The 24631-nt window shown below is 71.9% G+C and carries 24 protein-coding genes; 9 read left to right on the plus strand and 15 right to left on the minus strand.

Annotated elements, in window-relative coordinates; all coding sequences use genetic code 11:
* Positions 1-407 precede the first annotated feature (407 nt).
* The 5 genes from IEZ31_RS49185 to IEZ31_RS49205 all read right to left on the minus strand — a co-directional run bounded on the left by IEZ31_RS49185 (position 408) and on the right by IEZ31_RS49205 (position 6035).
* On the minus strand, positions 408-734 hold the full coding sequence (locus tag IEZ31_RS49185) for a TFIIB-type zinc ribbon-containing protein (RefSeq protein WP_190257049.1): 327 nt from the start codon (positions 732-734) through the stop codon (positions 408-410).
* 36 nt (positions 735-770) lie between these two features.
* The gene (locus tag IEZ31_RS49190; RefSeq protein WP_373294822.1) at positions 771-1526 is read right to left on the minus strand and encodes a sirohydrochlorin chelatase; all 756 of its coding nucleotides are present in this window, start codon (positions 1524-1526) and stop codon (positions 771-773) included.
* Positions 1505-2224 carry a phosphoadenylyl-sulfate reductase gene (locus IEZ31_RS49195; protein WP_190257051.1) on the minus strand — a complete coding sequence of 240 codons (720 nt, stop codon included), beginning with the start codon at positions 2222-2224 and terminating at the stop codon, positions 1505-1507. The genes IEZ31_RS49190 and IEZ31_RS49195 overlap by 22 nt, the downstream gene beginning before the upstream one ends.
* Positions 2225-2417: 193 nt before the next feature.
* Positions 2418-4145: a nitrite/sulfite reductase gene (locus tag IEZ31_RS49200; protein WP_190257052.1), complete on the minus strand. Its 1728-nt coding sequence runs from the start codon at positions 4143-4145 to the stop codon at positions 2418-2420.
* A 390-nt stretch (positions 4146-4535) separates the two neighbouring features.
* A complete protein-coding gene (locus IEZ31_RS49205; RefSeq protein WP_190257053.1) occupies positions 4536-6035 on the minus strand; it encodes a sensor histidine kinase in 1500 nt (499 codons plus the stop codon).
* Between the two features lie 23 nt (positions 6036-6058).
* Here IEZ31_RS49205 and IEZ31_RS49210 point away from each other — a divergent pair, with 23 nt between their 5' ends.
* Positions 6059-6502, plus strand: coding sequence for a hypothetical protein (locus IEZ31_RS49210; RefSeq protein WP_190257054.1), 444 nt, complete (start codon positions 6059-6061; stop codon positions 6500-6502).
* Here IEZ31_RS49210 and IEZ31_RS49215 read toward each other — a convergent pair.
* Positions 6486-7520 carry an SIS domain-containing protein gene (locus IEZ31_RS49215; protein ID WP_190257071.1) on the minus strand — a complete coding sequence of 345 codons (1035 nt, stop codon included), beginning with the start codon at positions 7518-7520 and terminating at the stop codon, positions 6486-6488. The two genes, IEZ31_RS49210 and IEZ31_RS49215, sit on opposite strands and share 17 nt — an antisense overlap.
* A gap of 128 nt (positions 7521-7648) precedes the next feature.
* On the minus strand, positions 7649-9172 hold the full coding sequence (locus tag IEZ31_RS49220; RefSeq protein WP_190257055.1) for an MDR family MFS transporter: 1524 nt from the start codon (positions 9170-9172) through the stop codon (positions 7649-7651).
* An 89-nt stretch (positions 9173-9261) separates the two neighbouring features.
* Between IEZ31_RS49220 and IEZ31_RS49225 the strand changes: the two genes are divergently transcribed.
* Positions 9262-9957, plus strand: coding sequence for a TetR/AcrR family transcriptional regulator (locus tag IEZ31_RS49225; RefSeq protein WP_190257056.1), 696 nt, complete (start codon positions 9262-9264; stop codon positions 9955-9957).
* Here the strand turns inward: IEZ31_RS49225 and IEZ31_RS49230 are convergent.
* From IEZ31_RS49230 to IEZ31_RS49260, 7 genes are all read right to left on the minus strand, one after another.
* Complete coding sequence (locus IEZ31_RS49230) at positions 9895-10401, minus strand: GNAT family N-acetyltransferase (RefSeq protein ID WP_190257057.1); 507 nt, start codon at positions 10399-10401, stop codon at positions 9895-9897. The two genes, IEZ31_RS49225 and IEZ31_RS49230, sit on opposite strands and share 63 nt — an antisense overlap.
* Positions 10398-10619: a biotin/lipoyl-binding carrier protein gene (locus IEZ31_RS49235; protein WP_190257072.1), complete on the minus strand. Its 222-nt coding sequence runs from the start codon at positions 10617-10619 to the stop codon at positions 10398-10400. The genes IEZ31_RS49230 and IEZ31_RS49235 overlap by 4 nt, the downstream gene beginning before the upstream one ends.
* A 64-nt stretch (positions 10620-10683) precedes the next feature.
* Positions 10684-10968: a mycothiol system anti-sigma-R factor gene (gene rsrA, locus IEZ31_RS49240; RefSeq protein ID WP_190257058.1), complete on the minus strand. Its 285-nt coding sequence runs from the start codon at positions 10966-10968 to the stop codon at positions 10684-10686.
* A 4-nt stretch (positions 10969-10972) separates the two neighbouring features.
* Positions 10973-11773: a sigma-70 family RNA polymerase sigma factor gene (locus tag IEZ31_RS49245; protein ID WP_308429525.1), complete on the minus strand. Its 801-nt coding sequence runs from the start codon at positions 11771-11773 to the stop codon at positions 10973-10975.
* Positions 11774-12075: 302 nt separating this feature from the next.
* On the minus strand, positions 12076-12615 hold the full coding sequence (locus IEZ31_RS49250) for an alpha/beta hydrolase family protein (protein WP_373294823.1): 540 nt from the start codon (positions 12613-12615) through the stop codon (positions 12076-12078).
* Positions 12616-12764: 149 nt separating this feature from the next.
* Entirely contained in the window at positions 12765-13190 is a 426-nt protein-coding gene (locus IEZ31_RS49255; RefSeq protein WP_190257060.1) for a WhiB family transcriptional regulator, read from the minus strand.
* Positions 13191-13359: 169 nt separating this feature from the next.
* A complete protein-coding gene (locus tag IEZ31_RS49260) occupies positions 13360-14076 on the minus strand; it encodes an SOS response-associated peptidase (protein WP_190257061.1) in 717 nt (238 codons plus the stop codon).
* A 102-nt stretch (positions 14077-14178) separates the two neighbouring features.
* Between IEZ31_RS49260 and aroA the strand changes: the two genes are divergently transcribed.
* Both aroA and rsgA read left to right on the plus strand, forming a co-directional pair.
* On the plus strand, positions 14179-15474 hold the full coding sequence (aroA, locus tag IEZ31_RS49265) for a 3-phosphoshikimate 1-carboxyvinyltransferase (protein WP_190257062.1): 1296 nt from the start codon (positions 14179-14181) through the stop codon (positions 15472-15474).
* Positions 15423-16493 carry a ribosome small subunit-dependent GTPase A gene (gene rsgA / locus IEZ31_RS49270; protein ID WP_190257063.1) on the plus strand — a complete coding sequence of 357 codons (1071 nt, stop codon included), beginning with the start codon at positions 15423-15425 and terminating at the stop codon, positions 16491-16493. Before aroA ends, rsgA begins: the two co-directional genes overlap by 52 nt.
* Here the strand turns inward: rsgA and IEZ31_RS49275 are convergent.
* On the minus strand, positions 16470-17009 hold the full coding sequence (locus IEZ31_RS49275; RefSeq protein WP_229837048.1) for a DUF2087 domain-containing protein: 540 nt from the start codon (positions 17007-17009) through the stop codon (positions 16470-16472). The genes rsgA and IEZ31_RS49275 overlap by 24 nt on opposite strands.
* A 52-nt stretch (positions 17010-17061) precedes the next feature.
* Here IEZ31_RS49275 and hisN point away from each other — a divergent pair, with 52 nt between their 5' ends.
* From hisN to IEZ31_RS49300, 5 genes are all read left to right on the plus strand, one after another.
* The gene (gene hisN, locus IEZ31_RS49280) at positions 17062-17880 is read left to right on the plus strand and encodes a histidinol-phosphatase (RefSeq protein ID WP_190257065.1); all 819 of its coding nucleotides are present in this window, start codon (positions 17062-17064) and stop codon (positions 17878-17880) included.
* A gap of 82 nt (positions 17881-17962) precedes the next feature.
* Positions 17963-18841, plus strand: a complete 879-nt coding sequence (locus IEZ31_RS49285) for a hypothetical protein (protein WP_229837051.1) — start codon at positions 17963-17965, stop codon at positions 18839-18841.
* 153 nt (positions 18842-18994) lie between these two features.
* Positions 18995-21994, plus strand: a complete 3000-nt coding sequence (locus tag IEZ31_RS49290; protein WP_229837049.1) for a putative bifunctional diguanylate cyclase/phosphodiesterase — start codon at positions 18995-18997, stop codon at positions 21992-21994.
* A gap of 47 nt (positions 21995-22041) precedes the next feature.
* Positions 22042-23301 carry an aminotransferase class I/II-fold pyridoxal phosphate-dependent enzyme gene (locus IEZ31_RS49295; RefSeq protein ID WP_190257074.1) on the plus strand — a complete coding sequence of 420 codons (1260 nt, stop codon included), beginning with the start codon at positions 22042-22044 and terminating at the stop codon, positions 23299-23301.
* Positions 23302-24561 (plus strand): MFS transporter, encoded by a 1260-nt coding sequence (locus IEZ31_RS49300; RefSeq protein WP_190257067.1) that lies wholly within the window; start codon positions 23302-23304, stop codon positions 24559-24561. It abuts the gene before it with no gap.
* Positions 24562-24631: the final 70 nt, after the last annotated feature.

A 24631-nucleotide genomic window follows, 5' to 3' on the forward strand; every position in this document is an offset into this window, starting at 1 on the left:
CAAGGGAAATGGCTGTCCCGGCAGCCAGATACTTCCCACGATCATGGGCTCGGGTCGGCGTGAGCCCTGAGCGGCCACACAGCGCCACTTCCCGACCGCACTGCCACCTGGCGTCACTCTCTCCGACTGCACTGCCACCTGGCGCCGCTTGCCCGCACGGCGCTCCCACCTCGCCCGTCCACGCCCCTCCCGCCCGCGCCGCTCCCACGCGCGCCGCCTTCCGCGATCTTGGAGTTGCGGTCCCCGAAATATCCTTTATTTCGGACAAATCCGGGACCACAAGTCCAAGATCGCGGAAGGCGGGGCGGTGCGGAAGGGTGCGGCGGGAAGGGCCGCCGCGCGGAAGGGCCGCGGCGGAACGGAGCGGGCGGGTGCCGGCCACGGGCGCCCGCCCGTCGTCCGGGCGCTCAGTCGAAGAGCTCGCCGAAGAAGCTGTCCCGGTGGTGGCGCTTGTGGCGCTTGTGGTGGCCGTAGTGGCCGTAGCCGTGGCTGCCGTGGCTGCTGTAGCCGTGGGACTGGGGCTGGTACGGCTGCGCGGGCGGGTAGCTCGGCTGCGGTGGCGGCGGGGTGGCGGGCTGCCGGTTGCGGTTCCAGGCGGCCTCGGCGTCCATCACGCGCTCCAGCTCGCCCCGGTCGAGGAAGATGCCCCGGCACTCCAGGCACTGGTCGACCGTGACGCCGCTGCGCTCGTACTGTCGCATCTCGCCACGGCACTTCGGGCATGTCATCTGCATTTGTCTACGGTAACCGTCACGCACCACGTGCGGGTGTCACGCCGCCGTGCGCACCGGGGCCGCGTAGCCGATCCGGGAGGCCACCAGGCGGGCCACGTCCAGATTGTCGCCCAGGGGTGCGGACGCCGGGGCGAGGGCGCCCGCCGACAGCGCCGAGGCCACGGCCTGGTCGTGGAGGCGGCCGGGGGCCAGGAAGTACGACGCTATCGCCACGCGAGCGCAGCCGGCCGAGCGCAGCGACGAGACCGCGACCGCCGGCGTCACCGGGGAGCCCGACGCGAAGCCCGCGCGGCACGGCACGCCCAGCAGCGCGCCCAGCGCCGACGCGGCGACGTCGACCGAGTGGCGGGCCAGGTCGTCGCGGGTGCCGGCGGCGACGAGGACGACGCCGTCGTGGTCGACGGCGGGCAGGTTACGGCGCAGGGCCGACAGCAGCAGCGGCGGGACGCGGCCGGCCGTGGGGCCGAGCACGTCGGTGACGGCGAGGTCGAGGCGCAGGCCGTCGGCGCGGGCCTCGTCGAGGACGGCCGGCAGGTCGACGCGGCCGTGGTAGGCGGAGGTCAGCAGCAGCGGTACCACGACGGCCGAGCGGTGGCCGATCCGTTCGAGGTCGACCAGCACGTGGCCCGGTCGCGGGCCGGCGTGGTCGAGGAAGGAGCTGCGGACGTCGAGGCCGGGCCGCTGGGCGGCGACGGCGCGGGCCAGGGCCCGCGTGGTCGCCGCCGCTCGCGGATCGGACGAGCCGTGTGCAACGAGCAGAACAGCGGAGCTCATCCGGCGTGCAGGCCGCACTCGGTCTTGTCGAACATCGGCCAGCGTCCGCCGCGCGGGTCGCCGCCCGGAGGGGTCCGCCGGGTGCACGGCCAGCAGCCGACCGACGCGTAGCCCTGCCGCATCAGCGCGTTCACAGGGACGTTGTGGCGGGAGATGTACGCGTCGACGTCCGCCTGCGTCCACTGCGCCATCGGCGACACCTTGATCTTGCCGCGGGCCTGCTCGAAGCTCACGATCGGCGTGTTGGCGCGGCTCGGCGACTCGTCGCGGCGCAGGCCGGCGGCCCAGGCGTCGTAGTCGTTCAGGGCCCGCTCCAGCGGCTCGATCTTGCGCAGGAAGCAGCACTCGTCGGGGTCGCGGGCGTAGAGCCGCGGGCCGAACTCGGCGTCCTGCTCGGCGACGGTCTGCCGCGGGCGGATCGACCGCACGGTCACCGGGAGCGTCCGCTGGACGACCTCGCGCACGCGCAGCGTCTCGGCGAAGTGCAGGCCGGTGTCGAGGAAGATCACCGGGACGCCGGGCACGACGCGCGACACCACGTGGGCGAGCACGGCGTCGGCGAACGAGCTGGTCACACAGAACCGGTCGCCGAACTCGCCGGCGGCCCACTCGACGATCTTCTCCGCGGGCTGGTTCTCCAGACGCGCCGACGCGTCCTTGGCCAGCGCCATCATCTCTTCACGCGAACGGGAACTCGTGGTCGTGGCTGTGCTCATCGCTTCGCCTCCAAAGCCGATGCCGCTGATGCCGCCGGCTGTGCGGCCGACAGGGCAGATGCCGCCAATCCCAGGAACTTCAAGCTGAAAACCCGCGCGCAGCTGCGGCAGTCCCACGCGCCATGGGTGTCCTCGTGTGGCCGGAGATCCTCGTCGCCGCAGTACGGGCAGTACAGCGGCGCCATGCGCTCACTCATCGGAGCTCTTCCTCCGGTGCGCGCATCACCCAGCGTGCGAAGGACTCGCCGGCCTCGCGGCCGGCCAGGTAGTGCCGGGCGACCCGCTCGACGTACGCGGGCAGGTCGACGGCGGTGGTCTTGAGGCCACGCAGCTTCCGGCCGAAGCCGGCCGTCTGCCCGGCCGCCATGCCGAGGCCGCCGCCCAGGTGGATCTGGAAGCCCTCGACCATCTCGCCGGTGGCGTCGTCGCGGACCAGCATCCCCTTGAGGCCGATGTCCGCGACCTGCGTGCGGGCGCAGGCGTTGGGGCAGCCGTTGAGGTGGATCGAGATGTCCGCGTCGAGCTCGGCGACCTTGCGCTCCAGGTGCTCCACCAGCTCGGCGGCGCGGGCCTTGGTCTCGACGATCGCGAGCTTGCAGAACTCGATGCCGGTGCACGCCATGGTGCTGCGGCGCCAGGCGGACGGGCGGGGCTCCAGGCCGATCGACTGCAGCCCCTTGACCAGGGACTCGGTGCGATCCTCGGCCACGTCGAGGACGAGGATCTTCTGGTACGGCGTGAGCCGCACCCGGCCCGATCCGTGCTCCTCGGCCAGGTCGGCGACCCGGCCGAGCTGCGTGCCGGAGCTGCGCCCGGCGATCGGGGCGGCACCGACGAAGTAGTTGCCGTCCCACTGCTTGTGGACGCCGACGTGGTCGACCGGCTTCTCCGGCAGGTCCGGCGCGGGTCCGTCGACGAGCGCGCGCTTGAGGTACTCCTGCTCCAGGATCTCCCGGAACTTCGCCGCACCCCAGTCGGCCAGCAGGAACTTGAGCCGCGCGCGGGAGCGCAGGCGGCGGTAGCCGTAGTCGCGGAAGACCTGGACGACGCCGTGCCAGACGTCGGCGACCTCGTGCAGCGGCACCCAGACGCCGAGGCGCTGGGCGAGCATCGGGTTGGTCGAGAGGCCGCCGCCGACCCACAGGTCGAAGCCGGGTCCGTGCTCGGGGTGGATCACGCCGACAAACGAGACGTCATTGGCCTCGTACGGCGTGTCGGCGAGCCAGGAGATCGACGACTTGAACTTCCGCGGCAGGTTCGACAGCGACGGGTCGCCCACGAAGCGCCGATTGATCTCGGTGATCGCCTCGGTCGGGTCGAGCACCTCGGTCTCGGCGACGCCGGCGATCGGGCTGCCCAGGATCACCCGCGGGGTGTCGCCGCAGGCCTCCGTGGTGGACAGGCCGACGGCCTCCAGCTCCTGCCAGATCCGCGGCACGTTCTCGATCTCGATCCAGTGCAGCTGGATGTTCTGCCGGTCGGTGATGTCGGCGGTGTCGCGGGCGAAGCGCTGGGCGATCGAGGCGATCGTGCGCAGCTGGGCGAGGTCGAGCTGGCCGCCGTCGCTGCGGATGCGCAGCATGAAGTAGCGGTCGTCGAGCTCCTCCGGCTCCAGGATCGCGGTCCGGCCGCCGTCGATGCCGGGGCGGCGCTGGGTGTACAGCCCGTACCAGCGGAACCGTCCGCGCAGGTCGGCGGGGTCGATCGAGTCGAAGCCCCGGTGCGCGTAGATGTTCTCGATGCGGGCGCGGACGTTGAGCGGGTTGTCGTCCTTCTTGCTGCGCTCGTTCGGGTTGAGCGGCTCGCGGTGACCGAGGGCCCACTGGCCTTCACCACGAGGGCGCCCACCAGCGGCACCGCGTCCACGGGCGGGACGGGCGGCGGGAGTGGCGTTGTCTGCCGGGACGGTGTCCACCGTCATGGCGGCGTCCTCTCAGGTTTGAGAGCACGCGACGGAGCGCCGGCCGATCATCGGCTGAGCCGAGATGGATGACGTCGATGTCATGAGAAATTCCGGCGCGAAGTCGCGCACCCGGGAAAAAAGGCGGGCGGCGTTCAGCAAGCCGGACAGATGGCGCTGCGCACGCGACCGTAGTCGACGTGTCGGCGGCAGACGAGCCGCAGAGAAGCAGCGTGCATGACGTGCAGTCTTCCACGTCGACCGGTCCTTACGCCACGTCGACGTGAGGGTTCTCTCAGGGCGAGTTCATCGGGAGGTAACAAACAACCGACTCACTCGATAGGAATTGCGGAGGAGTATCGCCCGCTCCGGCGCCGTCCGATTCGCCCCTGTCTCACACTGCGGTAGGTTTCACCGTTTCGTCATCGGAACGACCATGACGGCCTCCGTCCCGCCGCCGGCCCGCTGGCGCAGCTCGATCGTGCCCCGCAGCTCGCCCGTGGCGAGGGTCCGGACGATCTGGAGCCCGAGCCGCTCGCTGGAGTCCAGGTCGAAGTCGTCGGGCAGGCCCACCCCGTTGTCGGCGACGGTCACGTGCAGCTGCCTGCGGAACCGGTGCACCGACAGCACCACCTCGGGGGCCGCGCCCCGGGGCACGGGGTCGAAGGCGTGCTCGACGGCGTTCTGCAGCAGCTCGTTGAGGACCATCACCAGCGGGGTGGCGATCTCGGCCGGCAGGACCCCGAAGTCGCCCTCGCGGCGCAGGCTCACCTTGAAGCTGGTCGCGCCGACCTCGACCGCGGCCGCGGCGACCCGCTCCACGATGCCGTCGAACTCGACCGCCTCGTCGGAGGACTCGGACGACATCGAGAGGGTCTCGTGCACCAGCGCGATGGAGGCCACCCGCCGTACCGACTCCTCCAAGGCATGCCGGGCGGCCGGCACCCCGACCCGGCGGGCCTGCAGGCGGAGCAGCGCGGCGACGGTCTGCAGGTTGTTCTTGACGCGGTGGTGGATCTCGCGGATCGTCGCGTCCTTGGTCATCAGCTGCCGGTCGCGCCGCCGTACCTCGGTGATGTCCCGCACCAGCACCAGCGCCCCGATCGGCACGCCGGCCGGGATCAGCGGCAGCGCGCGCATGAGCACCGTGGCCCCGCGGGCCTCCAGCTCCTTGCGGGCCGGCGCGTCGCCCCGCAGCGCGGCGTGCACGCGCTCGGTCGCGTCGGCGCCCTCCAGCGGGTCGTCGACGAGCCGGCCGGTCAGCTCGGCCAGGCTCTCGCCCACCAGGTGGGCGGCGAGTCCCAGCCGCCGGTACGCCGACTGCGCGTTCGGGCTGGCGTAGGTGACCTTGCCGGAGGCGTCGAGGCGGACCAGCCCGTCGCCGATGCGCGGCGCGCTGGTGGTCTCGCCCGGGTGCCGCGGCGGCGGCCAGCTGCCGTCGGCGATCATCTGGGCCAGGTCGTCGGCCGTGGTCAGGTAGTTGAGCTCCAGCTGGGCGGGGGTCCGCGCGGTGCTGAGGTTGGTGTCGCGGCCGATGACGGCGATGACCCTCGCCTGGCCGCGTCGGCGCACGGGGATCGCCTCGTGGCGGGCGGGCATGTCGCCATACCAGACCGGATCCCCCTCCCGCCAGATGCGCCCCTGGGCCCGCACGATGGCCAGGTGCGCGACCTCGGGGCCGCCGGCTCGCCGGCCGACCTGGTCGTCCTGGTAGGCGGTCGGCGCCGTCGTGGGGCGCACCTGCGCGACGCAGAGGTACTCCCCCCGGTCGCCGGTCGGCACCCACATGAGCAGGTCGGCGAACGAGAGGTCGGACACGATCTGCCAGTCGCCGGCGAGGCGGTGCAGGTGCTCGATGTCCTCGGGTTCGAGGGAGGTGTGCTCCTCGACGAGATCACGCAGGGTCGACACGGGAACAAGACTAAGGTTGCCGCGTGCGGCGTCTCCTGGTTCCCCTGGTGTTGGTGCTCTCGGTCGGCGGAAGTCTCGGCGGATGTGGCTGGGCGGGCCGCCACGCCGAGACGAGCAAACCCGACGTGTTCCAGCTCCAGGGGTACGTGAGCGTCGGCGGAGCGGCGAGCGGCGTTCCCGGCACGCCCTGCCTCGCGCCCACCTCGGTGCCCGACGTCGTGGCGGGCGCCACGGTGCGCGCCGCCGACGCCGACGGCAAGGTCATCGCGGTCAGCTCGCTGGACAGCGGCGTGCTGGCGCAGGCGTCCGACGGGTTCCGCTGCAACTTCGCGTTCCGGATGAAGAACCTGTCCGGCAGCCGGCCGTCCTACCAGATCCTGGTGGGCGACCGGCCGGCGCAGACGTTCCAGACCCGGGAGCTGACCGAGGGCAAGCCCGCGGTCGTCACCGTCACAGCGTCGTCGTGACCTTCTTCAGGCCGCGCGGCGCGTCCGGGTTCTCCCCGCGGTGCAGCGCGAGGGCCAGCGCCAGGCGCTGCAGCGGGAGGATGTCGAGCAGCGGCGCGTAGCGCTCGTCGACGGCCGGCGTCGGGATGTGCGCGGTGGCCCCCGCGACCGCCTCCGGGCCGACGACGACCACGTCGGCGCGGCGCTCGCTGAGCCGGCCGACCACGTCGCGCATCGAGGTGCCGGCGGGGCCGCCGCCGACGACCGCGAGCACCGGCACGTCGGGCTGGGTCATCGCGAGCGGCCCGTGGAGCAGGTCGGCGCCGGAGAACGCCAGGCCGGCCACGTAGGAGGTCTCCATGAGCTTGAGCGCCGTCTCGCGGGCCGTCGGGTAGGCGTAGCCGCGGCCGGTGGTGACCAGGCGGTCGGCGAAGCGGTATCGCGCGGCGAGGTGGGTCGCGGTGTCGTCAGCCAGCAGCTCGGCCGCCAGCCCGGGGAGCCGGCGCAGCTCGGCGGCCTCCTCGGCGGGTAGCGCGCCGCCGCCCCGCACGCTCTCGACGAGCAGGAGCAGCGCGAGCAGCTCGGCCGTGTACGTCTTGGTGGCGGCGACGGCGACCTCGTGGCCGGCGGCGACGTCGACGTGCAGCTCGGCCACGCCGGCCAGCGGCGACCCGGGGTTGTTGGTCACGGCGAGGGTGTGCGCGCCCTGCTCCTTGGCGACCCGCAGCACCTCGTGCAGGTCGGGCGAGCCGCCGCTCTGGCTGACCCCGACGACGAGCGTGTCGCGCAGGTCGGGGCGGGCGCCGTAGACGGTCATCGCGGACGGCGAGGCCAGCCCGGCCGGGATGCCGAGGCGGATCTCGGTCAGGTACGCCGCGTAGAGGGCGGCGTGGTCCGAGGTGCCGCGGGCGGTGAAGACGACGCTGCGCGGCCGCCACTCGGCGATCTTCGCGGCGACGCCGGCGATCTGGGCGACCCGCTCGCCTTCGTCGAGCAGGCGAGCGAAGACCTCGGGCTGGTCGGCGATGTCGGCCTTCATACCGGCACCGGGCTGCTCGGTCACGGTGGAACTCCATTTCGTCTGATGCGCGATCCTGCGCATAGTCTCGCAGTTTCGCGCACCAGACGCCAGTTTCACCGCCAACTTCGCGCAGACTGTGCGCGAAACTACCCTTCCTGCGCAACCAGCGTGCGCTCGGGCGTCTCCGAGCCGCGCAGCGTGACCTCGCGGATGAACAGCGCGAGGACGGGGATCAGCACGGCCGCCGCGATCGACCACAGGAACACGCTCGACACTCCGCCGGAGATCGCGTCGATGACCGCCGAGCGCACCGGCGCCGGCAGCTGCGCGAGGGTCGACGGGTCGATCGTCGCGCCGCCGCTGCCGCTGGCCAGCCGGTCGGCCGCCTGGCTGCCGAGCCGCTCGCCGAGCACGTCGTGCAGCCGGTGGTTGAACACCGCGCCGAAGGCCGCCACGCCGAACGCACCGCCGATGGACCGGGCGAAGGTGGCGGTACTGCTGGCCACGCCCAGATCCTTGAGCTCGACGCTGTTCTGCGCGATGAGCATCGACGTCTGCATGAGGAAGCCCATGCCCAGGCCGAGCACGGTCATGTAGACGCCGGACATGACCTTGGAGGTGTCCGAGTCGAGCTGGGCGAGGAGCACCATGGCGCCGACCATGACGACGCCGCCGATGATCGGGAACGCGCGGTACCGCCCGGTCTTGGTGATGACCCGCCCGACCACCAGCGAGGTGACCAGCAGGCCGGCCATCATCGGCAGCAGGAGCAGGCCCGAGTTGGTGGCCGAGGCGCCCTGGACGATCTGCTGGTACAGCGGGAGGAACGTGATCGCGCCGAACATCGCGAAGCCGACCAGGAACCCGATGCCGGCGACCATCGTGAAGTTGCGGTTGGCGAAGATCGACAGCGGCAGGATCGGCTCCGGGTGGCGCCGCTCCACCAGCAGGAACGCGGCCAGCGTCAGGACGGCCAGCGCGGCCAGGCCGAGGATCTGGGCCGAGGCCCACGCGTACTGGTTGCCGCCCCAGGTGGTGATCAGCACCAGCGCCGTCACGCCCACGGACAGCAGCGACGCGCCGATCCAGTCGATGCGGTGCTCGGTCCGCCGCTTCGGCAGGTCGAGCCGCAGCGCGAGCAGGGCCAGCGCCGCGCCGCCCAGCGGCAGGTTCACGAAGAACGCCCAGCGCCAGTTCGCGTGGTCGGTGATGAAGCCGCCCACGAGCGGGCCGCCGACCATGGCCACGGCCATGACGGCCGCGAACTGTCCCTGGTACTTGCCGCGCTCGCGGGGCGGGACCAGGTCGCCGAGCACCGACATCGCGCCGACCATCAGGCCGCCGGCGCCGAGACCCTGGAACGCCCGGAACCCGATCAGCTCCGGCATGTTCTGCGCGATGCCGCACAGCGCCGAGCCGGCCAGGAACAGCACGATCGAGGTGAGGAAGACCGTCTTGCGGCCGTAGAGGTCGCCGAGCTTGCCCCAGATGGGGGTGGAGACGGTCGTGCCGAGCACGTAGGCGGTCACCACCCAGGAGAGGTGGTCGACGCCGCCGAGCTCACCCACGATGCGCGGCATCGCCGTGCCCACGATCACGTTGTCGAGCATCGCCAGCAGCATCGCCATGAGCAGCCCGGGCAGCACGACCCGGATGGTCTTGTCGGACATCGTTCCCCGCTTACTAGTCGGCCGGTCAGTTAACTTACTAGCCGCACGGTAAGCTTGCTACTGACCGGCCGTCAAGTAGGATTGGGACGATGGACGAGAACGTGCGGGTGGTCCGGGGTCGCAACCGGATCCGGCTCGGCGACGACGACGCCGCGGACGTGCGCGCCCACATTCAGCAGGTGGCGCTCGAGATGTTCATCGAAGAGGGATACGACAAGACCTCGCTGCGGGAGATCGCCGAGAAGCTCGGGGTGACCAAGGCGGCGCTCTATTACCACTTCCCGACCAAGGACGACATCGTCCGCAGCCTGATCGAGCGGCGCATCGCGGCCGTCGACGAGCTGCTGGAGTGGGCCGCGACGCAGTCGCGCGACGAGCGGATGCGGCTGGAGTTCTTGCGGCGCTACGCGCAGCTGCACGAGCGGATGCCCAACGAGAACGTCATCCGCTTCTTCGAGCGCAACCAGACGCTGATCAACACGATGGCCGCCGGCAAGCAGATGCGCGAGCAGATGATGCGCGTCTTCGAGTTCCTGGTCGACCCGGCCGAGCCGCTCGCCCAGCAGCTGCGCCGCGCGATGGCGGTCTTCACCATCCACGCGAGCACCTTCATCCTGCGCGAGCGCCCCGGCACCGAGCGGGAGCGGCGCGAGGCTGCGCTGGAGGTCGCGCTCGAGCTCATGAGCGGCGCCTCTTCGGTCGCTCACGAGCTCGTGGACGTCCTAGTGCGCGAGCACCTGCAGTGGGAGCCGGAGGCCGAGCAGGCGGACGCCGGGCACGGGTGACCAGTCGAGGCTCGGGTCGCGCGTGAAGCCGAACGTGTCGTAGAGCGCGAACGCGGCCCGGTTGACGTCGCGGGTGCAGATGACCAGCGACGTGCAGCCCAGGGCCTCGGCGCGGTCGATGCAGGCCTGGACCAGCCGGCGGGCGGCGCCGCGGCGCTGGGCCGCCGGATCGACGGCGAGCATCCGGAACTCGGCCTCGCCGGTGCGCGAGACCTCGGCGTAGGGCGAGCCGGGCAGCGCGAAGGTCACCGAGCCGAGCAGCTGCTGGCCGTCGGCCGCCACCAGGATCTCGGCCGACGCCGCCCGGGCGGCCACGTCGGCGAGCGCCACCGCATAGCCGCCGGCGTCGTCCTCCAGCTGGCCGTCGGCCCGGTAGGCCTCGACGGTCAGGCGCGAGACCTCGGCGAAGTCGTCCGGCTCGACGGGCCGGACAACGATCGTCACCCGATCACCGCGATCAGGTCGCCCTCCTGCACCACGTCGCCCTCGTGGACGGAGATCTGGCTGACGGTGCCCTCGGACTCGGCCACGACCGGGATCTCCATCTTCATCGACTCGAGGATCACGAGCGTGTCGCCCTCGTTGACCTCGGCGCCGACCTGCGTCGTGATCTTCCAGACGTTGGCCACCATCTCGGCGCGGACTTCGTCGGCCATCCCGATCTCCTCCGGGTCACGTCGGGGCGGGTGCATGCGCTCCGCGCCCCGCAGCATATCGGGATGTCTTCTAGTCCGGGCGCAGCTCGCGGGCCTCGGCGTTGACCACCAGCTCGCTGAGCTTCGAGCGGAGGCGCTGCTTGAGCTCGACCGGGGCCAGCTCCGAGCCGCAGCAGCGGGCCACCAGAGCCTTGACCTCCTGCTCGATGCCGAACTCGCGCAAGCAGGGCGAGCACTCGTCGAGGTGCTCGCGGATCACCGCCCGGCGGTCGTCGGCGCACTCGAGATCGAGATACAGATACACCTCGGCGAGCACATCACTGCAGTCGGTCTCGTGCGGGTCTCCACAACTCATCGGTTCAGACCTCGCTCGGCTCAGCGGACGGGGTGCGGGTGAATCCCCGGTCGGCAGCATAAGCCTCGAGCGACCGGCGCAGGTTGCGCCGCCCGCGGTGCAGTCGCGACATCACGGTGCCGATGGGCGTGTTCATGATGTCGGCGATCTCCTTGTACGAGAAGCCCTCGACGTCGGCCAGGTAGACGGCCAGACGGAACTCCTCGGGCAGCGACTGCAGCGCCTCCTTCACGTCGGAGTCGGGCAGCCGGTCGAGCGCCTCGGTCTCGGCCGAACGCAGGCCGCTGGACGTGTGGCTCTCGGCCTCGGCGAGCTGCCAGTCGGTGATCTCCTCGGTGGGCGCCTGCACGGGCTGCCGCTGCCGCCGCCGGTAGGAGTTGATGTAGGTGTTCGTGAGGATCCGGTAGAGCCAGGCCTTGAGGTTGGTGCCGGTCTCGAACTGGTGGAACGCCGCGAAGGCCTTGAGGAACGTCTCCTGGACGAGGTCCTCGGCGTCCGACGGGTTGCGCGTCATCCGCAGCGCGGCCGCATACAACTGGTCGATGAACGGCAACGCGTCGCGCTCGAACCGCACGCGCTGCTGCTCCGTGCTCTCGCTGCTGACCACTCGCGCGACTCCCACCCTCGACCGTCCCGCCGAGGATACGCCGAGTTGCTGTGCGAGTTCTGAGTTTGTGGCGCCCGTCAACCGCTCCCGTGTGACGGGCTGCCAGTCCGGATCGGGCTCCGCATCGGTGACCGCGGGCCACGCCGGGCTGAAGAGCAGATCCCGGGCGCGCCGGTCAGAACGCTCAAGTGTCGCCACGCTGTTCGTCTTCCCTCCACCGTTCGGCGCCTTCGGCGGGCGCCGCACCCCCCGTGCAACAACGCAGACACGCCCGTCATTCCGGCTACGGGGCGCCGGCCCGGTGGCCGGGCCCAACCCGGCCTGTCCCGGCGGCCGGACCACGTGGAGCCTTGGGACCGGTCAGGCCGCCGGGAACAGGAAGGGCCTGGGAGGTTGCGGATCTGAGCGATCTGCGGTGTGGAGTCGTGCCGGCCAGCGCCGGTCACACTCCTCAAACGACGCAGCTCAGCGGCCGTCACGATCTCGGACGGGCGAATGTGTCAGGCGGTCACGAACGGTGCGGCGAGGGCCGCCACCGCCTCCGGGCGCTTCGACAGCGCGTGGGTCTCGCCGGGCAGCACCTCGACGATCACGGCCGGGCCGCCGTCGGGCACCCCGAACGCGTCCCGGTCGCCGTTGATCACCAGGGTCGGCACCCCGGTCCGCAGCTCCTCGGCCCGCGACTTCTCCGGCTTCCCCGGCGGGTGCAGCGGAAAGGCGAGCGCGAGGATGCGGTCGGCGCCGCCCTCCCGCGCCGTCCGGCAGGCGACCCGGGCCCCGCTCGACCGCCCGCCCACCACGAGCGTGCGCACCGGCACGCGCTCCCGCAGCGCGGCGAGCACCGCGAGCCAGGCCACGTCGAGCTGCCGGGCGGGCGCGGGCGCGCGTCGCCCGGCCACCCGATACGGCTGGGTGACCAAGGCCACGGCTCCCCCGGCGCCCAGCACCGCATCGCGGACGGCGACGAGGTCGGCGGCGTCGACGTCCCCGCCGGCCCCGTGCCCGAGCACCAGCAGGGTGCCGTCGAAGGCCCGGGGCACGTCGAGGTCGTACAGCGCCGTCCCGAACGCGGTCTCGACCGCCTCCCGGACGGCGCTCAGCCCCCGGGCGCGGCCGATCGCCGCCTTGGAGACCTTGAGCGGCCGCGCACTACCACCCGCGACACCACCCGAGGGTGACGCGGCGGGCGTCAGCCGCTCGCCGCGCCGACCGGGTCGGGCTGCTCGGCCTCCATGCGGCGGGGCCGCGGGATCGGCAGGAACGGCAGGCTGGCCACCGTGCCCGGCAGGACCTGCCCCGCCACCTCGCTGCGCCATGCCACGAGCATCGCACGCCGCTCACGAGGAGTTGTGGCTCCCCACACACCGTGGCAGTCGCCGACCTCCAGCGCCCAGGCCAGGCAGGCGCCCTGGACGTCGCAGGTCCGGCACAGCGCGACCGCGGCGTCCGCGGGCTCGCTCGGTGCCGGGAAGAAGGTCTCCGGGTCGACCGTCTGGCAGGCACCCCTCATGCGCCAGGCTCCGTCGCCCTGTTGTTCATTGAAGGCTCGCAACAGTCGCGGGTCTCGTCGAGCGGCCGCGACTTCGTGCGGGCGTGGCATCCGCGCCCGGGTCATTACACCCACCTCCCCCGTGGGTCAAACAACAGCGGGGCGGGTGTACGTCGGGATGCCCCCATCCGACATAGACCCACCGGCGCTGTGTTGTATCGCACAAACGACCGTAAATACAAGAGTTTTCACGCCGATCGACAAAACCTGCCGGATCTGTTTCCGGACATCCTTCCTAAAACAGGGTCAGATCGATCGGCTGCACGTCACTCGGCCGCAGCGGCGGGGCGGCCACCCGATCGACGAGGTCGGGGCCGTCGTTGCGGACGTCACCGACCCGCGCGCCTACGGGCCGTAACTCCAGCCTCGCGACGTGCGAGGACGGCGTCGGGGCGAGCAGCTCCTCGCCGGCCGGGGCGCCCAGCCAGGCGTCCCAGCGGTCGGACGGCAGGAGCAGGGGCATCCGGTCGTGGACGAGCGCGAGGTCGCCGACGGCCGGCGCCGTCACGATGCTGCAGGTCAGGAGGCGGTCGTCGCCCTGGCCCCAGACGGTCCAGATCCCGGCGAAGACGCACGGCTCGGCGTCACCGAGCGTCATGAAATACGCCTGCTTGGCCTTGCCGTCGCGCACCCACTCGAACCAGCCGTCCGCCGGCACCAGGCACCGGCGGCGGGCGAAGGACTGGGCGAACGCGTTCGACGTGGTGACCGTCTCGACGCGCGCGTTGATCATGCGGGCGCCCGCCTTGGGGTCCTTGGCCCAGGAGGGCACCAGCCCCCAGCGCGCCGAGCTCAGCACCCGGCCGCCGGCCGACGACGAGATCCGCACCATCGGCACGGGGTCGGTCGGGGCCACGTTGTAGTCGGGCTCGAGCCCGTCGGTCTCGTCGGCCGCCTCGAACAGCGCGCTCAGGTCGACGCTGCTGCGGCTGGTCGCATACCTCCCACACATGCCGCCACCGTACCGACGCCCACCGACAAAAACGGGAGGGTCTTCGACACACGGCGGACCACCCAGTCGCTGACCGTAAGGACCGGCCTGCACACTGTACGCGTGCCATACGCGAGCGCCTATATCCCCTGGATCGCGCCCACAGCACCCGGGCCGATCCGTGCCGCTGTCCGGCTGCCCGGATCGAAGTCCATGACGGCGCGGGCGCTCGTGCTCGGCGCCCTCTCCCTCGGGGCCAGCACCCTCCGCGCGCCGCTGCGGGCGCGCGACACCGAACTCCTGGCCACCGGACTGCGGGCCATGGGCGGCCACGTCTCGACCGTGGATGACAACCTTTGGGTCCTCCGGCCGCGTCCATTAGGTGGGCCGGCGCGTGTGAACGTCGGCCTCGCCGGCACAGTGATGCGATTCCTGCCCCCGATCGCGGCGCTGGCCGATGGCACCGTGCGGTTCGACGGCGAGCCGCGCGCCCGCAAGAAGGCCCTCGCGCCCCTGGTCAACGCGCTGCGGACGCTCGGGGTGCGGATCGACGCCGAGCACGACCGGCTGCCGCTCAGCGTGCACGGAATCGGACGGGTCGCCGGCGGGCACGTGACGATCGACGCCTCGGCGTCGAGTCAGCTGGTGTCCGGGCTGCTGCTGGCCGCGCCCGAGTTCGACCGGGGGGTGGTGGTGCGACACGTCGGCCCGCCGGTCCGCAAGCCGCATCTGGACCTGACCGTGCATATGCTGCGCGCCGCCGGGGCCGGGGTGGACGACAGCCGCCGGGACGTCTGGGCCGTCGAACCGGGGCGGCTCAACGGACGGGCCTGGGATATCGAGCCGGACCTGTCGGGTGCGGCGCCGTTCCTGGCCGCCGCGCTGGTCACCGGCGGGGCGGTGACGATCGAGGGCTGGCCGGCGGCGAGCCGCCAGCCGGGCGGGCCCCTGCTGGAGATGTTCGAGCTGATGGGCGGGGCCGCCGCCCTGACCACCCACGGGCTGGTCATGCGCGGCTCGGGCGCGGTGCACGGGCTCGTCGCGGACGTCTCCCGGGTGACGGAGGCCACGCCGGTGCTGGCGGCGCTCGCCACCGTCGCCGACTCTCCGTCGCATCTGTACGGCCTGCGCGGCAGCCCCGATCGGACGACCGCCCTCGCCGAGGCGCTGGGCGGGCTGGGCGCCGACGTAACCCCCGAGGCCGACGGCCTGCGGATCCGGCCCCGGCCGCTGCGGGGAGCCACCTTCCGGACGAACGACGACCACCGCCTCGCCCACGCCGGCGCGGTCATCGGGCTCGCCGTCAGCGACGTGCGGCTCGACGACGTGGCATGCACCGCGAAGACGCTGCCGGACTTTCCCCGGCTATGGTCGACCATGGTGCACGGCGGCAACGGTGGCAGTGGAGGGGCGGACTGACGCGCAAACGCGAGTACGACGAGGACGACGTCCGGGTGCGACCGGGCCGTTCCTCGCGTCCGCGCACGCGCCAGCGGCCCAAGCACAGCGACGCCGTCGAGGGGCTCGTGGTCGCGGTCGACCGCGGGCGGTACACCTGCCACATCCGCGGCACGGGCACCACCGTCACCGCCATGCGGGCCCGTGAGCTGGGCCGCCACGGGGTGGTGGTCGGCGACCACGTGCAGATCGTGGGAGACGTGTCCGGCCGGCCCGACACGCTCGCGCGGATCGTCCGCATCGACGAGCGCGAGTCGGTGCTGATGCGGACGGCCGACGACGAGGAGGGCGGCACCGAGGGTCGCTTCGAGCGCGTCGTGGTCGCCAACGCCGAGCAGCTGGTCATCGTCAGCTCGCTGCAGGATCCCCCGCCACGGACAGGGTTCATCGACCGCTGCCTCGTCGCCGCGTACGACGCGGAGATCGACCCGCTGCTGTGCCTGACCAAGAACGACCTGGCCAGCCCGGAGGCGATCCTCGGCTACTACGCCGACCTCGACCTGCCGCACGTGCTGTGCCGGCCGGACCAGCCGCTCGACGCGCTCGTCGCCGAGCTGAGCGGCAAGGTGTCGGTCATGATCGGGCACTCCGGGGTGGGCAAGTCGACGCTGGTGAACCGGCTGGTGCCGGGCACCGACCGGGCGGTCGGGCGGGTCAGCGCCGTCGGCAAGGGCCGGCACACGTCGACCAGCGCACTGGCCCTCCGGCTGCCGGACGACCGGGGCTGGATCGTCGACACACCCGGGATCCGGTCGTTCGGGCTGGCCCACGTGTCGGCCGACAGCCTGCTGCACGGCTTCCCCGACCTGGTCGAGGCCTCGACCCGCTGCCCGCCGAACTGCGACCACACCGGGGCCGGCGGCGAATGCGGGCTCGACCGGCTGGTCGCCGAGGGCGGCGCCGACCCGCGCCGGCTGGAGTCGTTCCGGCGGCTGCTGGCCTCGAAGGAGGGCGTCCTAGACGTCGACGGGGCCGCCTGAGCGCCAGTAGACGTTGTCGGCCCGGGTCAGGTAGCCGGAGTCGACGAGGTAGCGGCGCAGGGCGGCGTGGTCGTCGTGCCAGGCCCGCAGGATCGCGTTGACCTCCCGCTCCGGATACCGCACGCCGGGCTCGAACGACGACGCGATGTGCTCCAGCACCACCAGCCGCTTGCCGTGCGCGGCCGGGATCTGGCTCAGCCGCCCGTCGACGATGAACGTGCGCAGCACCTGGTCGCGTTGCCGGTCCGGGCCGAGCGGAACAACGTCCTCGACCGGGACGGAGGACCGCACCGAGTCCTTGAACGCCTCGGCGAGCGGCACGAGCGTGCCGTCGGTGACGGCCAGCAGGCCACCCTGCTGGAGCCGGCGGATCGCGGCCTCGACCGACCGGGCCGGCAGCCCGGACGCGGTGACGACCGCGGTGGGCGTGGACGCGCCGAGCACCACGGCGGCGAAGACGCGCAGGCGTTCCGGTTCGGCCAGCAGACCGCACAGGGCGGCGGGGGTCGGGATCACAAACGGCGACAGTACTGCCAAGAGGTGGCGATCGTCGGCTAAGTTTCCGCGCATGGCGCGCTACGCGGACGATCTGGCCCTCGCTCATCTCCTCGCCGACACCGCGGACGCGATCGCCGTCCCCCGCTTCCGCGCACAGGATCTGCACGTCTCCACCAAGCCCGATCTGACCCCGGTCACCGACGCCGACACCGCGGTCGAGAAGGCGCTGCGGGCCACGCTCGGCCGGGCCCGCCCGCGCGACGGCGTGCTCGGCGAGGAGTACGGCGCGACCGAGGCGGCGGCCGGGCCGGGCAGCCGGCAGTGGGTCATCGACCCGATCGACGGCACGAAGAACTTCGTCCGGGGCGTGCCGATCTGGGCCACGCTCATCGCGCTCATGGAGGGCGACCAGCCGGTCGTCGGCCTGGTGTCGGCGCCGGCCCTGGGGCGACGCTGGTGGGGCGCGCTCGGCCACGGGGCGTACGCGGGGCGGCACACCGCGGCGGCCACCCCGATCCGCACGAGCGGCGTCCGGCGCCTGGCCGACGCCTCGTTCTGCTACTCGGACCTCGGCGGCTGGGAGGAGGCCGGGCGGCTCAACGGCATGCTCGACCTCATGCGCCGCACGTGGCGCCAGCGGGCGTACGGCGACTTCTACGGCTACATGCTGCTCGCCGAGGGCGCGGTCGACATCATGGTCGAGCCGGAGCTGTCGCTGTGGGACCTGGCGGCGCTGGTGCCGATCGTCACCGAGGCCGGCGGCACGTTCACCGACCTGCAGGCCAACCCCGGGCCGGGCGGCGGCAGCGCCATTGCCACAAACGGTCACCTGCACGAGGACGTGCTCACCCGTTTGGGGAGCAGCAGATTGTCCGGATTGTCAGGGTAAACCGAAGCGTCCGCATGCCCGGGCACCCGGCGGGGTCTATCCTCCACGGGTGGCATCTTGGAGTTGGCTGTTCCTCGGCGCGATGATCGCGGCCTACGGCGTGGCCAACCTGCTGCAATCCGTGGCCGCCGCACGGACTGACCTGCATCAGGGCTTCCACCCGATGCTGCTGCTGCGCCTCGGCCGCCACAAGTCGTATCTCATGGGCGTCGGCTGCCAGTTCGCCGGATTCGCCCTCGCCTTCTTCGCCCGCCGCGACCTGCCACTGTTCCTCGTGCAGTCGGCGATGGCCGCCGGCCTGGGCGTGACCACCGTGCTGGGCGTGCTGATCCTCAAGTGGAAGCTGCCGCGCACCGAGGTCCTGCTGCTGCTGATGCTGACGGTCGGCATCGCCGCGCTCGTGCTGGCCGCCAAGCCGTCGCCGTCCCGGCAGCTCGGCATGGAGGGCGTGGCCGGCCTGGCGTTCGTGCTGGTCGCCATCGGCGTCGTGGGCTTCTTCGCCGGCCGCCTGCACGGCGCGCCCGGATCCGTCGTCCTCGGATCGCTGTCCGGGGTGGCGTTCGGCGCGGCGGCGGTCGCGTCCCGGCCGCTCGCCTCGGCGCACTCGATCACCGAGTTCGTCATGGATCCCCTCTCGTACCTTCTGATCGCCCACTCCCTGGTCGGCCAGCTCCTGCTGGGGCTGGCGATGCAGCGGGGCTCGACGACGGCCGCGGTCGCCGCCATGGACGCGGCCGGCGCGGTCCCGGCCGCCCTCATCGGCCTGCTGGTGCTCGGTGACGGCGTCTGGCCGGGCCGCGAGTGGCTGGTGGCCCTGGGCTTCGTGGTGACGCTGGGCAGCGTGATCGGGCTGAGCTTCTATGCCGAGCCGCAGCATCATCACCAGCTTCAGCCCGAGCCGGCGCACCGCGCCCACACGCCGAAGCACCTGGAGATCCTGCCCGCCAGTCACCGACGGTAGCGGCAACCGGGCGGACAGCCCGCGTCGACCGTCCGGAGGACCCCTCCGGCAACTCGGTGGACCCGACTGGCACCCCCATTCTCGTACAGCGCCCGCCCGCCGGGCCGATCTGGCATGTCGCAGATCGGGTCGGAGCGGAAGGAGGCGGGCACCGTGCTGGCACGCACCCTCAGCGCTTGGTTCGCGGTCTGGATGGGGCTGCTCACCGTGGCGTTCTACCGGTGGCCCGGGATGCACATGCTGTGGTGGGGGGCGATCGGGCTCTCCAGCACCGCCGGCGTCGTCGTCGGCGTGCTCGTGCACCGGCCGCGCCGCCGCTGGCCGTGGTTCATGCTGGCCACCGCGCTGTTCATGTTCGGGGCCGGCGACTTCCTGTACAACGTGGCCACCGACGTGTTCGGGCTGGAGAACCCCTTCCCGTCCTTCCCCGACGCGCTCTACCTGGCGATGTACCCGCTCGTCGCCGCCGGCCTGCTCGGCTTCATCCGCTCCCGGACCGGCCGCAACAACCGGGAGAGCCTGCTCGACGCGGCCACCCTGACCATCGGCCTGGCCCTGCTGTCCTGGCTGTTCCTGATCGACCCGTACGTCCGCAACGACGAGCTGACGCTGCTGCAGAAGCTGGTCTCGGTCGCGTACCCGCTCGGTGACGTGCTCACGCTGGCCGTCTTCGCCCGCCTGCTCACCGGCGGCGTCAAGCCCTTCGGCTCGATCAACTTCCTCGGCCTCGGTACCGCGGGCCTCCTGATCGCCGACGTGATCTACGGCCTCATCCAGCTCAACGGCAACTGGCACGTCGGCGGGCCGACCGACCTCGGCTGGGTGCTCTGCTACTTCGGCTGGGCGGCCGCCGCCCTGCACCCGTCGATGGTGCGGATGACCGAGCCGACCCGCTCGACGTCGGGCGACCTGAGCGTCCGCCGGATCGCGCTGCTCGGCGCCGCATCGCTGATCGCACCCAGCCTGCTGCTCGTCGAGGCCTCGATCGGCAAGGCGTTCCGCGACGCGGCCGTCATCGGCACCGCGTCGGCCGTCATGTTCGTGCTCGTCCTGACCCGCCTGGCCGGCGTCATGGGCGACCACCGGCAGTCGCTGGCGCGCGAGCGCGAGCTGCGCGAGGCCACGGCGACGCTCGTGTCGGCGGCCGACGCCGGCGAGGCGGTCTCGGCGGTCCGCCACTCGCTGGCCCGGCTGCTGCCGGCCGGCACCCCGCACAAGGTCGTGGTCGTCCGCGCCGAGCGCGCCGACGAGCCGGGCCTGATCCGGGTCTCCGGGCTCGGCCCGGAGCTGCGCGCGCAGCTGCGCGAGTTCAGCTCGGTGCTGCGCCACCCGCTCGGCATCGAGAACGACGTCCTGTACCTCGCCGGCCCCACCGAGGCGCTCCAGGCGCTCCAGCCGACGTTCGAGGTGCTCGGCGCGCAGGCCGCCATGGCGCTGGAGCGGATCACGCTGAGCGCGGAGGTCAGCCGGCGCAGCAGCGAGGCGTACTTCCGCACGCTGATCCACAACACCGCCGACGTGATCCTCATCGTCGACGACAACGACGTCATCCAGTACGCGAGCCCCTCCGCGGGCCCGGTCTTCGGCGACGAGCGCCTGGCCGGCTACGAGCTGTGGGAGTTCATCGCCCGCGACGAGCACGTGCGGCTCGCCGGACTGCTGGCCCAGGTGCGCGGCGGCAGCCAGGCCCACGTCACGGCCGACGCCCGCGCCGAGCGGGTCGACGGCACCGGGCTGGTGGTCGAGGTGGACTGCCGGGACCTGCGCGCCGACCCGACGGTCGGCGGCCTCGTGCTGACGGTCCGCGACGTGACCGAGCGCCGCCGGCTGGAGGAGCAGCTCATCCGGCAGGCGTTCCACGACTCGCTCACCGGGCTGGCCAACCGGGTGCTCTTCCAGGACCGGGTCGAGCAGTCCGTCGCCCGCGCCACGCGCGACGGCAGCCTGGTCGGCGTCGTCTTCGTCGACCTCGACGACTTCAAGATCGTCAACGACACGCTCGGGCACGCCGTCGGCGACGCGCTGCTCAAGGCGGTCGGCGAGCGGATCAGCGGCGAGCTGCGCGACACCGACACGGTCGCCCGCCTCGGCGGCGACGAGTTCGCCGCGCTCATCGAGAGCGACTCGATGGCCGACCTGGAGCTCGCGGCGGAGCGGATCGTGATCGCGCTCGGCGAGCAGTTCACCGTGGCCGGCGAGACGGTCAACGGGATCAGCAGCGTCGGGCTGTCCACGACGGTCGACGCGAGCACCGCCGAGGAGCTCATGCGGCAGGCCGACCTCGCGCTGTACGTCGCCAAGGGCGCGGGCAAGGGGCAGTGGCGGCGGTACCAGTCCGACGTGCACACGGCGGTGCTGGAGCGGCTGGAGCTGCGCGCCGCCCTCGACCAGGCGGTCAAGGAGCAGCAGTTCATGCTGCAGTACCAGCCGATCGTCGACCTCGACACCGGCGTGCCGCTCGGCTTCGAGGCGCTGGTGCGGTGGAACCACCCGACGCGCGGCATGATCGCGCCCGGGCACTTCATCGAGGTCGCGGAGGAGAGCGGCCTGATCGTGCCGATGGGGCGGATGGTGCTGCAGCAGGCGCTGAACACCGCCGGCCGGTGGCAGCGGGCGACGGCGCCGGGGGCGTTGCGGTACATCAGCGTGAACGTGTCGGCGCGGCAGTTCCGCACGCCGGGGTTCGTCGAGGAGGTGCGGCAGATGCTGCACGCCTCGGGGGTGGAGCCGGGCACGCTGCTGCTGGAGATCACCGAGAGCCTCCTGCTGCGCAACGACGACCAGGTCCGGGCCGACCTCGACGCGCTGCGCGCCATGGGCGTGCGGCTCGCCATCGACGACTTCGGCACGGGGTACTCGTCGCTGTCCTACCTGCAGCACATGCCGATCGACGTGCTGAAGATCGACAAGTCCTTCATCGACGACATGCTGTCGTCGTCGCAGCAGCGGGCGGTCGTGAACGCGATCGTGCAGCTCGCGCAGACGTTCAACCTCTCCGTCGTCGCCGAGGGCGTCGAGGAGCCGGGGCAGCGGGAGGCCCTGCGGCAGGTCGGCTGCCCGTACGGCCAGGGGTACCTGTTCGCCCGCCCGCTGTCCGAGCCGGACGCGTTCGCACTCATCCCGAAGGCGTCGCCGTTCGCGGCGATGGCCTGACCAGTTACGTCCGAAGTACTCGAAATTCGCGCATGAAAGGCACCTGGATGACCGTCCACCCCCTGCACAGCACGAAGGCCGCCTACGTCCGTCGCGACGGGCGCTGGGACGACCTGGAGCGGCTGCGCACGAGCAGCCCGATGTACGACGCCACGATCGAGGAGATCGACGGACGCCGGATCCGGGTGGGCGACCACTGGCTGTCCGACTTCGCCTCGTGCAACTACCTCGGCTTCGACCTCGATCCGCAGATCATGGACGCGGTCGACCCGTACATCCGCACGTGGGGCACCCACCCGAGCTGGTCGCGGCTGCTCGGCAACCCGAAGCCGTACATCGAGATCGAGGAGCGGCTGACCGAGCTGCTCGGCGCGCCCGACACGCTGCTGCTGCCGACGATCACGCACATCCACATGTCGGTGATCCCGATCCTGGCCGGCAAGGGCATGATCTTCCTCGACTCGCAGTCGCACAAGACGATCTACGACGGCTGCATGAACGCCAAGGGCCTCGGCGCGACCGTCCAGCGCTTCCGCGCCAACGACCCGGACCACCTGGAGGAGCTGCTCAAGGCCGCGCCGGCCGGGGTGACCCGCCTGGTCGCGATGGACGGCGTCAACAGCATGACCGGCCTCGCCCCGGACATCGCCCGATTTGCCCAGGTCTGCCGGGAGAACAACGCGCTGCTGTACGTCGACGAGGCGCACGGCTTCGGCGTCATCGGTGAGCGTTCCGAGCACGAGACGTCGCCCTACGGCTCCCGCGGCAACGCGATCGTGCGCTACGCCGGCGAAACGTACGACAACATCGTGCTCGTCGGCGGCTTCTCCAAGTCGTACTCCTCGCTCATGGCGTTCCTGGCCCTGCCGACCTGGCTGAAGAACCACCTCAAGGTGGCGGCCCCGCCGTACCTCTACTCCGGCCCGTCCCCGACCGCCTCACTCGCCACGGTGATGGCCGGAATGGACGTAAACGAACAGCGCGGCGACGCCATTCGCGCAGACCTGTACCGCAAAACGATGAAAGTGCTCAACCACGTGCGCGCGCTCGGCCTCTACACGCCGAACACCGGCACCACGCCGATCATCGAGCTGCCGCTCGCGCAGGGCGAGGACATCCAGGAGGTCGGCCAGTTCCTGTGGGACCGGGGCATCTACGTCACCCTGGCCGCGTACCCGCTGGTCCCCCGCGACCAGGTCGGCTTCCGCGTGCAGGTGACGGCGGCGAACACCGACGCCGAGCTGGACCAGCTCAACGCGGTGCTCTCCGAGCTCGCGTCCGGCCTGCGCCTGCGCGACGCCGCGTAGATGGGACGGCACCGCGCCCCTCGCGAGCTTCCGGCGCTGCTCATCCCCCTCCGCGGGCGGGACTTCCGCCTGCTGTGGACGGGGATGAGCACCTCGCTCATCGGCGACGGCATCCTGCTCGTCGCCCTGGCCTGGCAGGTGTACGCGCTGTCGGGCGCCCCGGCGGCGATGTCCGTCGTCGGGTTCGCCCTCTCGCTGCCCCAGGTCGTGACGCTGCTCTTCGGCGGCGTGGTCAGTGACCGGTTCGACCGGCGGAAGATCATGCTCGGCACGGACCTCGTGCGGGGCGCGGTGCTCACCGTCCTGGCGGCGCTGAGCCTGACCGGCGGGCTGCAGCTCTGGCACGTCGTCGGGCTGGTGGCGGTCTACGGGGCGGCGTCGGGCTTCTTCGGGCCGGCGTTCGACTCGCTGGTACCGCAGATCGTCCCCGCGAAGGATCTCGTCCAGGCCAACGCCCTCGACCAGTTCGTGCGCCCGGCGGCGATGCAGATGGCCGGGCCGTCGCTCGGCGGCATCCTGATCGCGGTCGGCGGCAGCGGCCTGGCGTTCGCCGTGGACGCGGTGACCTTCGCGGTGTCCGCGCTGTGCCTGCTCCTGATGCGTTCCGTGCCTTCCATTCCGGAGGATGAGCCGTCCTCCGTCTGGGCGGACTTCAAGGAGGGCATGAGCTTCGTCCGGCGCAACGTCTGGCTGTGGGGCACGTTCGTCGCGGCGACCTTCGCGTACCTCCTCTTCATCGGCCCGACCGAGGTTCTCCTGCCCTTCGTGGTGAAGAACGAGCTCCACGGCACCGCCGGTGATCTAGGGTTGGTACTGGCGAGCGGCGGCATCGGCGCCATCGCCGCGGCCCTGGTCGTCGGCCAGCGGGGCGTCCCACGGCAGTACATGGTGTTCATCTACCTCACGTGGACCCTCGCGACGCTGGCGGTGGCGGGCTACGGCGTGGCCACGGCCTCGTGGCACCTGGCGATCGCGTGCGCCCTCGTCAACGGCCTGGAGGCGGCGGGCACGATCGCCTGGGCCACGGCGAAACAGCGACTGGTCCCGGAGGAGCTGATGGGCCGGGTGAGCTCGGTCGACTGGTTCATCTCGATCGCATTGGTACCGCTGTCGTACGCGCTGGCGGCCCCGGTGGCGACGGCGATCGGCGTGCGCGAGACCCTGATCGGCGCCGGCGTGCTGGGCGCCGCCGTGACGCTGGCGTTCCTCTACCTCCCGGGCATGCGCACTCCCCGCGGCCTGACGACCCGGTCCGCATGAGCGGCTCGGAGCGAAGCGGAGAGGCCGCGAATCATGGGCTCAGTTGAACGCTCAGGCGTCCGGAGCGCAG

The sequence above is a fragment of the Dactylosporangium sucinum genome (genome assembly GCF_014647515.1).
Taxonomy (GTDB): domain Bacteria; phylum Actinomycetota; class Actinomycetes; order Mycobacteriales; family Micromonosporaceae; genus Dactylosporangium; species Dactylosporangium sucinum.